This is a genomic window from Microcella alkaliphila, assembly GCF_004216855.1.
Lineage (GTDB): Bacteria > Actinomycetota > Actinomycetes > Actinomycetales > Microbacteriaceae > Microcella > Microcella alkaliphila.
On the sequence record NZ_SGXT01000013.1, the window covers coordinates 81242 to 96123 of the forward strand.

12 protein-coding genes are annotated in these 14882 nt (G+C 68.7%); 9 read left to right on the forward strand and 3 right to left on the reverse strand.

Going from position 1 to position 14882, the window contains the following annotated elements:
* Positions 1-192: 192 nt before the first annotated feature.
* Positions 193-777 (forward strand): endonuclease domain-containing protein, encoded by a 585-nt coding sequence (locus EV140_RS03730; protein WP_157985595.1) that lies wholly within the window; start codon positions 193-195, stop codon positions 775-777.
* A 75-nt stretch (positions 778-852) separates the two neighbouring features.
* Here the strand turns inward: EV140_RS03730 and EV140_RS03735 are convergent, their stop codons facing one another.
* Positions 853-1704: an aldo/keto reductase gene (locus tag EV140_RS03735; protein WP_130281229.1), complete on the reverse strand. Its 852-nt coding sequence runs from the start codon at positions 1702-1704 to the stop codon at positions 853-855.
* Between the two features lie 93 nt (positions 1705-1797).
* On the opposite strand from EV140_RS03735, the gene EV140_RS03740 reads away from it, so the two are divergent.
* Positions 1798-2361, forward strand: a complete 564-nt coding sequence (locus EV140_RS03740) for an NADPH-dependent FMN reductase (protein WP_130281231.1) — start codon at positions 1798-1800, stop codon at positions 2359-2361.
* On the opposite strand, the gene EV140_RS03745 is transcribed toward EV140_RS03740, so the two are convergent.
* Entirely contained in the window at positions 2358-3563 is a 1206-nt protein-coding gene (locus EV140_RS03745; RefSeq protein WP_130281233.1) for an MFS transporter, read from the reverse strand. The two genes, EV140_RS03740 and EV140_RS03745, sit on opposite strands and share 4 nt — an antisense overlap.
* Before the next feature lie 320 nt (positions 3564-3883).
* On the opposite strand from EV140_RS03745, the gene EV140_RS03750 reads away from it, so the two are divergent.
* The 7 genes from EV140_RS03750 (at position 3884) to EV140_RS03785 (ending at position 13875) form a co-directional block, all read left to right on the forward strand.
* Positions 3884-6355: a ribonucleoside-diphosphate reductase subunit alpha gene (locus tag EV140_RS03750; RefSeq protein ID WP_198674339.1), complete on the forward strand. Its 2472-nt coding sequence runs from the start codon at positions 3884-3886 to the stop codon at positions 6353-6355.
* A gap of 192 nt (positions 6356-6547) precedes the next feature.
* Positions 6548-7537, forward strand: a complete 990-nt coding sequence (locus tag EV140_RS03760; protein WP_130281235.1) for a ribonucleotide-diphosphate reductase subunit beta — start codon at positions 6548-6550, stop codon at positions 7535-7537.
* A gap of 34 nt (positions 7538-7571) precedes the next feature.
* On the forward strand, positions 7572-9323 hold the full coding sequence (locus EV140_RS03765) for an amidohydrolase (RefSeq protein WP_198674340.1): 1752 nt from the start codon (positions 7572-7574) through the stop codon (positions 9321-9323).
* 4 nt (positions 9324-9327) lie between these two features.
* Entirely contained in the window at positions 9328-10440 is a 1113-nt protein-coding gene (locus EV140_RS03770; protein WP_130281239.1) for a sugar diacid recognition domain-containing protein, read from the forward strand.
* A gap of 93 nt (positions 10441-10533) precedes the next feature.
* Positions 10534-11760: a glycerate kinase gene (locus EV140_RS03775; RefSeq protein WP_130281241.1), complete on the forward strand. Its 1227-nt coding sequence runs from the start codon at positions 10534-10536 to the stop codon at positions 11758-11760.
* 31 nt (positions 11761-11791) lie between these two features.
* Positions 11792-13162 carry a GntP family permease gene (locus EV140_RS03780; protein ID WP_130281243.1) on the forward strand — a complete coding sequence of 457 codons (1371 nt, stop codon included), beginning with the start codon at positions 11792-11794 and terminating at the stop codon, positions 13160-13162.
* 104 nt (positions 13163-13266) lie between these two features.
* A complete protein-coding gene (locus EV140_RS03785) occupies positions 13267-13875 on the forward strand; it encodes a hypothetical protein (RefSeq protein WP_130281245.1) in 609 nt (202 codons plus the stop codon).
* Here EV140_RS03785 and EV140_RS03790 read toward each other — a convergent pair.
* Complete coding sequence (locus tag EV140_RS03790) at positions 13865-14833, reverse strand: DUF2332 domain-containing protein (RefSeq protein ID WP_130281247.1); 969 nt, start codon at positions 14831-14833, stop codon at positions 13865-13867. The genes EV140_RS03785 and EV140_RS03790 overlap by 11 nt on opposite strands.
* Positions 14834-14882: the final 49 nt, after the last annotated feature.

Genomic DNA, 14882 nt, shown 5'->3' on the forward strand with positions numbered 1-14882 from the left:
GTCAGCCCAGCAATGCCGCCTCGCATGCAAGAGGCTCTCGCCATCGGCGGCAGTCTGTGCTGCGTCTCGGCGCTCGCTGAACGCGGAGCCTGGCATCCTCCCGCGCGCGGTCTACATCTCACTGTTCCGCACAATGCGTCTCGGCTCGCCCGTCCGCGCAGTGGGGCGCACGCTGTCACCGTTCACTGGAGCATGGATGAGGTCACGCGGCCACTGTCGACCGTCGACGACGCGCTTACCCGGCTCTTGGCATGTCAGCCCCGGCGGATGTCGATCGCAGTACTTGACAGCGCCCTGCGCGCAGGGATGGTCGACGCCGAAGGTGTGAACCAGGCAAACGCTCGAGTCCCCGCAGTCTTCAGGGTCTCGCCCGGTGAACTCGACGCGACGGCCGAGTCGGGTATCGAGTCGCTCGTGCGCGTGGCGTTGCGAGACGCGGGGTTGCGGGTGGCGTCCCAGGTCGTGATCCCGGGCGTCGGGCGCGTTGACTTCCTTGTTGAAGGCCGTGTCATCGTCGAGGTGGATGGCCGCGAGTGGCATCGCGGAGAGCAGGAGCGCGACTACCGGCGCGACCTCGAGGCGGTGCAGCGCGGGTATCGCGTTGTGCGGGTCGACTACGAGCACGCTGTCGCGCACGCCCCGTTGGTCGTCGCCGCCGTGGTGCGGTCGGCCTCAGCCGCAGCCGGCATTGGCGAGGGCGTGACGTTTCTCAGGAGTTCAGGCCCGTCGCGCGCGGATTTACGCGACAACGTCGGCGGGCAGGCGCTCTACTCCTGAGAAACGTCATATGCTCGGTCGCAGGCGGCGGCCAGGCGTGGCTGCGGGCAGTGCGGGCGGCGGTACGCCGCGCGCCTACCCGAGGTCGTCGGGGTGCCGGCCGGTGCGTTCGCCGGTTTCGAGCTGCGCAATCTCGGCCATGTCGGTGGCGGTGAGCTCGAAGTCGAAGATGTCGGCGTTCTCGGCCACGCGCTTCAGCGACGTCGACTTCGGGATCACGATCAGCCCCTGCTGCACGTGCCAGCGCAGCGCGACCTGGGCGGGCGTCTTGTCGTGCCGCGCCGCGATGTTGCTCAGCACCTCACGGTCGCGCGACCCGGCCTCGAGTACGCGGCCGCGCGCGAGCGGGCTCCAGCTTTCGACGGCGGCGCCCATCGCCGAGGCGGCGGCCCGGACGTCACGCTGCGGCAGCCACGGGTGCAGTTCGACCTGGTCGACGACGGGCGCCACCCCGGTCTCGTCGACGAGACGCTGCAGGTGGTGCGGCTCGAAGTTGCTCACACCGATCGACCGCACGAGGCCCTGCTCGCGCAGGCCGATGAGCGCCTTCCACGCCTCGACGTAGCGGTCTTGCCGCGGTGCGGGCCAGTGAATCAGGTAGAGGTCGAAGTAGTCGAGCCCTGACGCGTCGAGCGCGTCGAGGAACGCCGCGCGGGTCTCGTCGACCCCGTGCCGGTCGTTCCACACTTTCGAGGTGACGTACAGCTCGTCGCGGGGCACGCCGCTGGCGCACACGCCCTCGCCCACCTCGGCCTCATTGCGGTACAGCGCCGCCGTGTCAACGTGGCGGTAGCCGAGTTCGATCGCGCCGGCGACGAGCTCGGCGGTCTGCTCCGCGGGAACTTTGTACACCCCGAGCCCCAATTGCGGGATGCTCGTACCGTCAGACAGCGTGATGCGCGGGGCGAGGGGCTCGGCGGCGGTCATGCAGACAGTATTTCGAAGCGTCCCGAGAGAACGCACAGCGTGCATCCAGACCTTGCCGGAATTGATCCAGGATGCCCGTGGTTGGCTTCCAGCATGGCTCACGTGATGATCGTCGTCGGTTCCGTCCGCCCTGGCCGCATTGGCCTGCCCATCGCCGAGTGGGTGCGTTCGCGGGTCGAGGAGGCGGGTCACGCCGTCGACTTCGCCGACCTGAAGGCGCTCGCGCTGCCGTTTCTTGACGAGCCGAGCCACCCCAGCAAGCGCGACTACCAGCACGCCCACACCCGTGACTGGAGCGCGCGCGTCGAGGCAGCCGACGCCCTCATCTTCGTCACCCCTGAGTACAACCACAGCTACTCGCCGGCCCTGAAGAACGCGATCGACTACCTCTACGCCGAGTGGCAGGCGAAGCCGGTCGGCTTCGTCAGCTACGGCGGCATGTCGGGCGGTTCTCGCGGCGTGACCGCGCTCGAGCTGGTGCTCTCGTCGGTGGGCGCGGTCAAGATTCCGACGGAGGTCAACCTGGTCGCCGCGAGCAAGCAGCTCGCTGATGGCGCGTTCGCGGCCGACGACCGGCAGAACGGCGGCGTGGATGCGCTGATCGCGCAGGTGGTTGCCTACGGCGAGGCGCTGCGCCCCCTGCAGGCCCGCAGCTAGCTGATCGTCGTCACCGGTTCGGTGTCGGGCAGCGGCGACGCGTCGCGACCGCGCAGGTCGGGGTGCCAGCGCACGAACATCGCGCCGACGACGGTGGCGGCGAGGGCAAAGCCGATGGCGGTGTAGAAGCCGCCGACGGGCCCCATGTCGTCAATGACGAATCCGGCGATGGCCGAGCCCAAGGCCGCCCCAATGAGCTGCCCGGTGCCGAGCCAGCCGTAGGCCTCGGCGGTCGCGCTGAACTTCACGCTCGCCGACACGATGGCGAACATGACGGCGAGGGCCGGGGCGATGCCGATGCCGGCCACGCAGAGGGCGATGGCGAGCCACCAGAATTCGAGCGCGAACGGCGCCATGGACATGCCGACGAAGATGATCGCGAGTCGCCGGGTGAGCGCCCACGGCCCGATCGGTAGGTGCCCCATCGACAGGCCGCCGACGAGCGAGGCGATGGCCCAGATGCCGAGCAACAGGCCGGCCTCGGCTCCGCCCTCGCCGAAGACCGCGACGACGCCGACCTCGATGGCGGCAGCCGAGCCGATCATGAGGAACCCGGTCAGGGTGGCGAGCAACACGGCGCGGTTTTTGAGCACCACGCCGATGCGGTGCTTGCTCGGCGGAATGCGCACCTTGCCGACCTCGGGGCTCGAGATGAACCACGTGCCACCGAGGATAAGGAAGCTGCCGGCGACGGCGATCGCCACGACCGGCGAAATCTGCAGCGCGAGGAACACGGTGACGACCGGGCCCATGATCCAGATCAGCTCTTGCGCCGAGGCGTCGAGCGAGAACAGCGGGGTGAGCTGCTTGGAGGTGACCATCTTCGGGTAGATGGTGCGCACCGCCGGTTGAATCGGCGGGTTCGACAGGCCCGTCACGAGGGCCACGAGCATGTAGCCCCACAGCGGAAGCGGGGCGAAGGCGATGAGGGCGATGCCGCTCGCGCAGATGAGCAGGGTGGTGATGAGCACCGGGCGCATCCCGAGTCTGCCCATCCAACGGCTGGTGAGCGGGCCGGCGACCGCCTGGCCCACGCTGGTCGCGGCGAGCACGAGCCCGGCCGAGCCGTACGAGTCGAAGATTCGCTCGATGTGAATGAGGAAGGCGAGCGAGAGCATGCCGGAGGGCAACCGCGCGACGAGTTGGGCGGAGATGATTCGCGCCACGCCGCGGGTTTTCAACAGGTCGATGTAGCCGCTCACGAGAGCACCAGCCTATTGGCTTCGTGAAGGGCGAATTGTCGCCCCATATTGCGGGCTTTTCCCGCATCCTCTCCGCGTGTCGGAGGTCTCTGGGATGCTGTGGATAAGCCCGACAAGTTATACACACCTGTGGACGACACGCCCACAAGATATAGGGGGTGATGTTTGTCGGTGCCCCGATATATAGTGGCCAGACCACGGCGTGGGGATGCCGTGACAGACCCGGTTTTGCGGGCCGCAGAACCTCTCCACCACAGCGAAGAACCGCCGGGAAACCGGCCCAACAGATGACCCGCCGGGCGGGCCTGAATGGAGTACCAGTGAGCATCACGGTCGTGAAGCGAGACGGCAGCCGCGAGCCGTACGACGCGAACAAGATCAACCTCGCTATCGAGCACGCCGCCGAGGGGCTCGACCCGAACATCACGTGGGTCACCCAGATCGCCAGCGAGCTCGAGTTGACCCTGTTCGACGGCATCACGACCCAGCAGCTCGACGAGGCGGTGATCCAGGTCGCCCTGCAAAACGTCAAGGATGACCCTGCCTTCGACCAGGTCGCCGCTCGCCTCTTGCTCAAGACCATCTACAAGCGGGTGCTGGGCGACTACACCGATGCGGCCGACCTGAAGCGCCTGCACCGCGAGCACTTCGCCGCGACGATCGCGCGCGGCGTTGACGAGGCCCTGCTCGACCCGCGCTTCACGACCGGCCTGTTCGACCTCGAGGCGCTCGCTGAGGTGCTTGAGCCGGCCAACGACGAGCTGCTCAAGTACATCGGCGTCGTCACGCTGAACAACCGCTACGGCATCAAGGCCCGCAACAACGAACCGCTCGAGGTTCCCCAATACTTCTGGATGCGCGTGGCGATGGGCCTGTCGCTCAACGAGGCAAACCCCACCGAGCACGCGATCGCCTTCTACAAGAAGATGTCGACGCTCGAATACCTCGCCGCCGGATCGACGCTCGTCAACGCGGGCACGAGCTACCCGCAGCTGTCGAACTGCTTCGTCATGGAGATGCACGACGACATCGAGCACATCGCCAAGAGCGTGCGTGACGTCATGTGGCTCACGAAGGGCACCGGCGGCATTGGCCTCTCGGTCACGAAGCTGCGCGCCCAGGGTTCGCCGATTCGCTCGAACAACACCACCTCGACCGGTCCGATCCCGTTCATGCACACGATTGACTCGGTGCTGCGTGCGGTCAGTCGTGGCGGCAAGAAGTTCGGTGCCCTGTGCTTCTACATGGAGAACTGGCACATGGACTTCCCCGAGTTCCTCGACCTGCGCCAGAACTCGGGTGACCCCTACCGCCGCACCCGCACCGCCAACACCGCCGTGTGGATCAGCGACGAGTTCATGAAGCGCGTGCAGAACGACGACGACTGGTACCTCTTCGACCCGCTCGAGGTCACCGACCTCAACGAGCTGTACGGCAAAGAGTTCTCGACCCGCTACGCCGAGTACGTGGCGATGGCCGAGCGCGGCGAGATCAAGATGTTCAAGAAGATCGGCGCGCGCGAGCAGTTCAAGCAGATCCTCATCTCGCTGCAGTCCACCAGCCACCCGTGGCTGACGTGGAAGGACACGATCAACAACCGTGCGATCAACAACAACACGGGCACGATCCACCTGTCGAACCTCTGCACCGAAATCTGCCTGCCGCAGGACCGCGACAACATCTCGGTCTGCAACCTCGCCTCGATCAACCTGAGTCGCCATTTCGCCGACGGCAAGGTCGACTTCGAGAAGATCGCCGAGAGCGCGAAGCTCGCCGTGCGTCAGCTCGACAACCTCATCGACATCACGGTGTCGAGCGTCGACGAGGCCGACCACGCCAACACCACGAACCGCGCCATCGGCCTCGGCGTCATGGGCTTCACCGACCTGGTCGAGAAGCTCGGCTACTCGTACGACTCGGAAGAGTCGTTCGACCTGATCGACGAGATCATGGAGCACGTCTCGTACGCCGCCATCGAGGCCTCGGTCGAGCTCGCCCAGGAGCGCGGCGCCTACGACAACTTCGAGGGCAGCCGCTGGTCGCAGGGCCTCGTGCCGTTCGACACGATCGACCTCACCGAGGCCGACCGTGGCATCGAGGTGCAGGTGAACCGCACCACCCGCCTCGACTGGGACGCGCTGCGCGAGAAGGTCAAGGGGGGCGTGCGCAACGCGACCTTCATGGCGATCGCTCCCACGGCATCCATCGGTCTCGTTGCGGGCACGACGCCGGGCCTCGACCCGCAGTTCTCGCAGATCTTCAGCCGCTCGACCAGTTCGGGCAAGTTCCTCGAGGTGAACCGCAACCTCGTCGAGGCGCTCAAGGCTCAGGGTCTGTGGGAGCGCACGCGCGAGGCGATCCTGCGCAGCCAGGGCGACATTCAGGGCATCGCCGAGATCCCGGAAGACATCCGCGCCTCGTACAAGACCAGCTTCCAGCTGTCGCCGTACGCGTTCCTTGAGGTCGCGGCCCGCGCCCAGAAGTGGATCGACCAGGCCATCAGCCGCAACATGTACCTCGAGACGCGCGACATCGACGACATGGTCGACATCTACTCGGCCGCGTGGAAGAAGGGCGTGAAGACGACCTACTACCTGCACATGAAGCCGCGCCACACCGCCGAGCAGTCGACCGTCAAGGTCAACAAGTCGGAGGCGATCGGCGGCGGGCAGAAGAAGGGCTTCGGCGCGGCCGGTGGCTCCTCGGCCGCTCCGAGCGCAGAGCCGGCCGCGGCTCCCGCGCCAGCGCGCAAGGGCTTCGGCTTTGGCGGCGCCGCGAAGGCGAACGGCTAATGGGCCCGCACGACAGCGTCGACGGTTACGCCGTTCCGGTCGACCCGATGGACGACCTGCACTGCGAGAGCTGCCAGTAACCAGACCGTGAGATTCCCCGGATGCGCACCACGCGCATCCGGGGATCGTCACCCCTCCAGACCCCCCGATCAATTCATTCCCGCACCACACTCAGAGAAGGAAGCGCACACCATGGGCATTCTCGGCACCGGCATTCAGGATGGTCTGCTCCTGAAGCCCGTCACCTACAAGTGGGCGATGGACCTGTACGACCAGGCCGTTGCCAACACGTGGTTCCCCAATGAGATTCAGCTCGGCGAAGACATCGCTGACTTCAAGAAGATGACGGACGAGGAGCGCCACGCGATCACGTTCCTGATGTCGTACTTCAACCCGAACGAGCTGCTCGTCAACAAGGCGCTTGCGTTCGGCGTGTACCCCTACGTGAAGGCTCCCGAGGCGCACCTCTACCTCGCGAAGCAGATGTGGGAGGAGGCCAACCACTGCATGAGCTTCGAGTACGTGCTCGAGACCTTCCCCATCGACCGCGCTGCCGCCTACGACAGCCACGTCGAGGTGCCCTCGATGGCGCGCAAGGAGGAGTTCGAGGTTAAGTTCATCAAGCGCATGACCGAAGACACCCTCGACATCACGACGACCGAGGGCAAGCAAGACTTCATCCGCAACCTCGTGGCGTACAACGTGATCCTCGAGGGCATCTGGTTCTACTCGGGCTTCATGGTGGCCCTGTCGTTCCGCCAGCGGAACCTGCTGCGCAACTTCGGCTCGCTCGTCGACTGGATCGTGCGCGACGAGTCGCTGCACTTGAAGTTCGGCATCAACCTGATCCTCACGGTGCTGGAGGAGAACCCCGACCTGCAGACCGAGGAGTTCGCCGCCGAGATCCGCCAGATGATCCTCGACGCCGTCGAGATGGAGGAGGCGTACAACCACGACCTCCTGCCGAACGGCATCCTTGGCCTGAACGCCAACTACATCAACCAGTACGTCAAGTATCTGGCCGACCGCCGCCTGGAAGAGCTCGGCTTCGAGCCCGAGTACAACGTGGCGAACCCGGCCAAGTGGATGGCGACCGCGAACGACACCCTGCAGCTCGTGAACTTCTTCGAGTCGGTGAACACCTCGTATGAGGTGAACTCGGGCTCGAGCTCGCGCAGCTAGTCAGTCGTTGTTGTAGTTCTCGATCGAACCGCCCGTGTCCACGCCGTGCGACCTCCTGTTTACGAAAGGGGTCGTCTGGCGCGGCGCGGGCGGTTCGTCGTTGCCGGAGCGCCTCGATGTCGCCGTCACCGACGGCGTCATCGTCGCGGTGGATGCTGATCTCTCGCGGCTGCGCGGCCCCGGCACGTCGGTGGTCGACTTGGCGGGCGGCCTGCTGCACGCCGGCTTCGTCGACGCGCACATCCACCCCATCCAGGGCGGGTTGGAGCGCCTGTCGTGCGACCTGAGCGAGGGCGGCTCGGTCGCGGAGTACCTCGACGTCGTCGCGCGCTACGCGGCGGCGAACCCGCCCCGCGGCTGCGACGCCTCGCGCGCGTGGATCACGGGCGGCGGCTGGGCGATGAGCGCCTTTCCGGGTGGCGCGCCCACGGCCGCCGAACTCGATGCAGTCGAGCCGATTCGCCCGGTGTTTCTGTACAACCGCGACCACCACGGCGCATGGGCGAACTCGGCGGCGCTGGCCCTCGCGGGCATCAAGGCTGACACCCCCGACCCGGCCGACGGCCGCATCGAGCGCCTTCCCGACGGCTCGCCGTCGGGAACCCTGCACGAGGGGGCCGCGAAGCTCGTTGCGGCGGTCGCGCCCGACCCGACGCCCGACGACGAGTTCGCAGCGCTGCTCGAGGCGCAGCGGTATGCGCTGAGCCTCGGCATCACCGGGTGGCAGGACGCGATCGTCGGCGACTACTTCGGAGCCTCGGACACCGCGCTCGTCTACCGGCGCGCCCTCGATGAGGGGCGACTTTTCGTCGACGTGACGGGCGCGCTCTGGTGGGACCGCGACCGCCGGGTCGAGCAGGTGCCCGAGTTGGTCGCCCGGCGCGAGGCGCTCGTCGCGGCGCTCGGGGAGGGCGCCCGCTTCCGCCTCCCGGCCGTGAAGATCATGGCCGACGGCGTGGTCGAGAACGGTACGGCGTCGATGCTTGAGCCGTACCTGGGCGACGTGGCGAGCCCCGAGCATCCCCACGGCATCGCATTCGTCGGCGGGCAGGCACTGGTCGACGCGATCGTGGCCCTCGACGCGGCGGGCTTCTCGGCCCACGTGCACGTGATCGGCGATCGCGCGGTGCGCGACGCCCTCGACGGTTTCGCGGCCGCACGTGAGCGCAACGGCTGGAGCACCCCCGGCCGCCACCACCTGGCGCACCTGCAGTTCGTGCACCCCGACGATGTGGCGCGCTTCGCCGCGCTCGGCGTGACGGCGAACATACAGGCGCTCTGGGCGTGCAACGAGCCGCAGATGCGCGAGCTGACGGTGCCGATTGTGGGGCCGCAGCGCGCCGCGACGCAGTACCCGTTCGCGTCGATCCTGCGTCAGCAACCGGTGGGCGCGCCGGCGTCCGCAGCCCCGCGCCTGTGCGCCGGCAGCGACTGGCCGGTGTCGACTCCCGACCCGTGGCAGGCGATCCACGTCGCGGTGAACCGCACGCTGCCGGCTTCCGACCCTGAGCACGACCCAGAGCCGCTGCTCGCCGACGAGGCGATCACGCTCGGTGATGCCCTGCAGGCGTACACCGCCGGCTCCGCGTGGATCACGGGCCGCGGTCCCGCCGATCCGGTGGTGGATGCGCGCGGTCGCGTCGCGCATGGCGCGGGCGTAATCGAGGTGGGCGCCGTCGCGGACTTCGCCGCGGCCGACCGCGACCCGTTTGCGGGGCCGGCGGAAAGCATCCACGAGACACGGAACGTCGGTACCTGGATCGCTGGCCGTCGCGTGTTTGGCTAGCGGCATGGACGACGGCGCCCTGAACCCCGCGCTCGCGCAGCGTCTCGTCGACCAGGTAGCCGCCTCGGTGGCGCACAACGTGAATCTGATGGACGCGGAAGGCGTCATCATCGCCTCCCTCGATCGCGCCCGCGTGGGGCGCACCCACTGGGCGGCGGCGCGCGCGGCGACCGAGCGGGTGGTGGTGCGGGTACATGCCGCGGACGCGCGCGACGAGGTGCGGGCCGGGGTGAATGCCCCGCTGATCATCGACGGAGTGGTGTTGGGGGTTGTCGGCGTCACCGGCGACCCGGCCGAGGTCGACGAGGTGGCGACCCTGCTCCTGCTCGCGCTGCGACTGATCCTCGACGCCGAGTCTGATCAGGATGCCCGCACCGCGCGCGACGCGATCGCCCGCGACCTCATCGCCGGTCTCGCGGCCGGCTCGGTGGGTGAGGCCGAGTTGGCGGCCCGGTCGGCGTCCGCTGGGGGGATGCTCGTCGCGCCGTTCCGGGTCATCGTCGCGGTCGATCCGCGCGGCCTCGGCGACGGGGCGGCAGGGCCGGCATCCCCGCCGCCTGCCGCCGCCCGTCTCCTGCGCGCGGCGCGCGCCGTGGGCACCGGAGTCAGCGTGGTCGACGGCGACGGGTTGTGGCTGATCGTGGGCGGCGCGAGCGGTGAGCGGGTCGACGCGTTTCGGATGCGGGCGCGCGAAGCCGATGCGTGCATCCTCGATTCGGGGATTCTTGGTTCGGCGGGGGCGCTGACCGATGCGGTTCGCGGCCTTCGCGCGCTGTTGGTGGTGCCTGCACTGATCCCGGTGGGCGGTGCGCAACTGGCGACTCTGGAGGCCGAGGCGGTGGTCGCGGCCATGGGGCCGTCTGCCAGGCGGCACCTCGTCGAGCGGACGCTGCACGGGCTGTCAGCGCGCGACCGGCAGACGTTGCGCGCCGTCGTTGAGTCGGGCGGCTCGGTGGCGCGTGCGGCGACGACGCTCGGATTGCACCGCAACTCGATGAGCGCGCGGTTGGAGCGCATCGAGGCTCGCGCCGGGTGGTCGATTCTTGCTCCGGGTGCGAGCACGCGCGTCGCGCTCGCCCTGCTCGCGGACCGCGCCGAGGCGACATCGGCACCCTGATTGTGCTGATTGCCCAGCCTGAGAGGGCAGAGCGCGGAGAAAGTTGGGCATTTTGCTGGTGACGCGGTGGGTTTCCGTTTCTACGCTCGACACGTGCTCACATCGTCGTCGGCATTGCCGCTTCGCATCCTGGTCGCTCCCGACTCGTTTAAGGGAAGCCTGACCGCTGACGCGGCCGCCGCCCACATCGCCGCCGGCCTGACCGAAGCGTTCGGCACCGATGCCGAGATTCGCCTCCTGCCGGTCGCCGACGGCGGTGAAGGAACCCTCGATGTGCTTGTCTCGGCCACGACCGCGCGCGTGATCGAGGTGCCGACGACCGATGCCCTCGGGCGTGATCGCGTCGGGTGCATCGCGATGCTGCCGTCGGGGCGCGCCATCATCGAGGCGGCCGAAGCGAACGGGCTGCCGCACGTCGCGGATGCGCCCCTGCGCGCGGTCGATGCCGACTCCGCCGGCGTCGGCGTCCTCGTCCGCGCCGCGCTCGACGCTGGCGCCACCGAGCTCGTGCTGACCGTCGGCGGCTCCGCGACGACGGATGGCGGCGTGGGGCTGCTGCGCGCGCTGGGCGCCCGCTTTCTCGATGCGCATGGCCGCGAACTGCGACCCGGCGGTGGTTCGCTCATCGACCTCGCGACCATCGACCTGGACGGCCTCGACCCGCGGGCCTCGGCCGCCCGGTGGCGCATCGCGTGCGACGTCACGAACCCTCTCGTCGGTGACGACGGTGCAGCCGCCGTCTTCGGGCCGCAGAAGGGTGCGAGCCCACACGACGTTGCGGCCCTCGACGACGGCCTTGATCGGCTCGCGAGCGTTGTCTCGGCGGAAACCGGCGTCGACATGCGGTCGGTGGTTGGCGGTGGTGCGGCCGGAGGGATCCCCGCCGCGCTGCACGCGGTGTTCGGCGCGCGTTTGGAGCCGGGAATGGAGCTTGTCGCCGAGGCGATCAGCCTCGACGAGGCGATTCGCGCATCCGATCTCGTGATCACGGGGGAGGGGGCCCTGGATGCGCAATCGCTGCGCGGCAAGGCTCCCGGCGCGATCGCGGCGATCGCCCGCGAGGCCGGGATTCCGGTCGTCGTCATCGCCGGCCGTGTCGCGCTGAGCGTCGACGAGTTGCGGTCCGCCGGCATCGCGGCCGCTGTTCCGATTGCCGACGCCCCCGCCGAGTTGGACGACCTTCGCGCCCGCGCGGGCGAGTTAGTTCACGCGGCCGCACAGCGGGTGGCCGCGCTCATCGCCGTCGGGCTCCGGGCGGAGCGGCGTTCAACGCCGACGACCGCGCCGGTGCCCCCACCCACCCCGCACCCGCGGGACTAACCCCTGCAAGAACCATCAAAGGAGAAGGTTCATGATCGACGTCATCATTCTGTTGGTGCTTGTCGCGGCGATCGTCGTCGCGACGGCTCGATTTCGGTTGCACCCCTTCCTCGCGCTGCTCGGCGCCGCGTTCGTGGGAGCCTTCGCGCTGCGGTTGGCGCCGCTCGACATCGTGCCGACCATCACCGAGGCCTTCGGGCGCACGCTCGGCAACATCGGCATCGTGATCGTCTTCGGCACGATCATCGGCGTGATTCTCGAGCGCACGGGCGCCGCGATCGCGATGGCCGAGGCGATCTTGCGCGTGCTCGGCAAGCGATTCCCGGGTCTCACAATGACGATCATCGGCTACATCGTGTCGATTCCGGTCTTCTGCGACTCGGGCTTCGTGATTCTCAACTCGCTGAAGAAGGCGGTCACGGTGCGCACCGCCGCTAACCCGATCGTCATGACGATCGCGCTTATGACGGGGCTGTACTCGACCCACGTTTTCGTGCCCCCGACGCCGGGCCCGATCGCGGCCGCGGGCAACTACGACGTGCTCGACCAGCTGGGCCTCATCATCGGCCTGGGCCTGATCGTGGCGGCCGTGTCCGCCGCGGCCGGGCTCGCGTTCGCGCAGCTGTATCGCAAGTCCGACATCCCGCTGCTTCCGGAGGAGTCGGAGGACGCTATCGCGGCCAACGCCTCGTGGGAGGAACTGCGCGCCAGCTACGGCAAGCTGCCGAGCGCGTTCGTATCGTTCCTGCCCATTCTCGTGCCGATCATCCTGATCTGCCTCGGTTCGGTGGCGGCGCTGCCGACCGCGCCGTTCGGCGAGGAGTCGCCGCTGACGATCGCCTTCCGCCTGCTCGGTGCGCCCGCCGTCGCGTTGGCCGTCGGTCTGATCGTTGCGGCTCTCGCGCTCGGGGGTGCGCGCCGCGACAACGACTCGTTCAGTGACCGCGTCGCGGAGGGTATTCGCGTCTCGGCGCCGATTCTGCTGATCACGGCGGCGGGCGCGAGCTTCGGCGCGGTGCTCGCCGCGTCGACGCTCGACGACGTGCTGGGCGAGACGCTCGCGAGCCTCGGTCTCGGTATCGCGGTGCCGTTCCTCGTGTCGGCCGCGCTTAAGTCGGCGCAGGGTTCGTCGACGGTGGCGCTGGTGACCACGTCGACGCTGCTCTTCCCGCTGCTCGGCTCCCTCGGCCTCGACAGCCCGATCGGCGCCGTGCTCGCGGTGCTCGCGACCGGCGCGGGAGCCATGGTCGTGTCGCACGCGAATGACAGCTACTTCTGGGTCGTCTCGCAGCTCAGCCGCATTCCTGTCGCCACGGCGTACCGCACGCTGACGCCGGCCACCGCCGTTCAGGGCGTCGCGGGTTTCGCCGCGGTGTGGGTGCTGTCGCTGTTCCTCCTCTAGGGGTGGGGGATGCTGTGGGCGTGGGTTCCGGGGACGGGCCCGCGCCCACAGGCGTCTGAGGATGCTGCACATGCGTCAAATGGTCGGATGGCAGACTCGCTCGCATGAGTGTGCCGGCGAAGAACGCGACGCGGTCTGTGTCTCCTTGGGTTGTCGTGCTTGCCTCCTCGCTCACCGCGTGGGCGGTACTGGCCGTGAGCACCGGTATCGCACTGACGGTTGCCGGCCCCGCCGCGCTCGACACCGCAGGCGTCGCTCTGTCATTGGCGGGACTCGTGGCGCTCGCGGCCATCGTGCTGCGAGCGGCATGGCGGGCGCCGCGGCAGCGTGACACGGCCTCGACGAGCTCGCGTCTGTTGGTTGCCGTCGCGACGGCGCTCGCCGCGCCCCTCCTGGTGGCTGTTCTTGTCACCTCGGCATCGGCTCCGTCGGTGACCAACGTGGGGCTGGCGTTGCCCGTTCTGGGCGTGCTCGGCGGGCTGTCGAACCGCGTGCGCCGGCGTACGTTCTCGGCCGGCGGGGTCATCGTCGCTCTCATGCTTGCGCTGGTTGCCACGATCGTCGCGTTGCGCGCGCTGGGCGGGGGTCTCGAATCACTCGTGACCGAACTGGTGGTCGCGGCGCTCGCGGGCTTTGTGGCGCTCGCGATTGTGGTGCTCGTCGTCACCCTGCTGACCGTGCTGCTGCGCCCAGCGGGCGAGCTCAGCGACTGAGCGCCTCAAGCCGCCCGCCGTGCGGAGCCGCGAGCCCGAGCGGTTCGCCGTCGAGCGCGAGGACGAACAGTCGCTCCGCGCGTTCGTGGTCGGCTGCCGAAACCTGAACGTCGGCCATCACATCGCGCCCCTCCAGACTGGTGACGTGGTCGGCGAGCGCGCGCAGCGATGCTGCCGCGTGCATCCGGTCGTCGGGGGTGAGGTAGGCGAAGACGGCGCTGTGCACGACCACCAGCGTCGCGTCGTCGGGAGCGTCGGCGACGAGCGCCGTGAGATCGTCGCGCAGGTCGCCGCGCGTGATCGCAGGGCGCGCCACGGCCACCGTCTGCAGCGCTCGATCGAGACGCTCGCGGCGCTCGGTGTGCTCGGGCCAGACAAGTGTCTGGAGCCAGGCCACCTCGTCGGCGTCGTCGAGCGAAACCGGGTTGAGGTCGATGCCGTGCCGCCACACAATGTGGGGCATCGCGGCCGGGGCGGCCATACCCCGCAACTCGCAGGTGATCGTCACGTGCCCGGCGTCGTGACGGGGCACGAGTTCTGACCGCGTGCCATCGACATCGAAGGCATACCGGTAGTAGTCGGGAATCAGACAGGTGCCAGCAGCGGCCCCCACCTCCAGCAGGGCGATCGGCCCAGGGATGCGCGCGAGCGCCACCGCGAGGTACGCGGTGCGGGCGGCCTCGTTGGTCTGGGTCGACCGAGTGAGCACCGTCTCGCGCACAGCGGCCCAGTGCGCGCTGAGCCAGTCGATGAACGCGTCGGCCCCCGAGGGTGCGCCGTGCCAGCGCGCGGCCGCGAACACCAGATTGGGCTGCTTCTTCCCGGCCGGGAGAGCGTCGATGAGGTCGATCAGCGCGTTGTTCGCCGCGATCGCGCGAGCCCACGCGGCGTACTGCGGGCTCGACCCGTCTGCCTCCAACCGCGCCCAGCGATCCCACCTGCTCGAGAGCGAATCCATCCGACAACCGTAGTGATCCCCATCGAGCTGTGTGCCGTAAACGGCACAT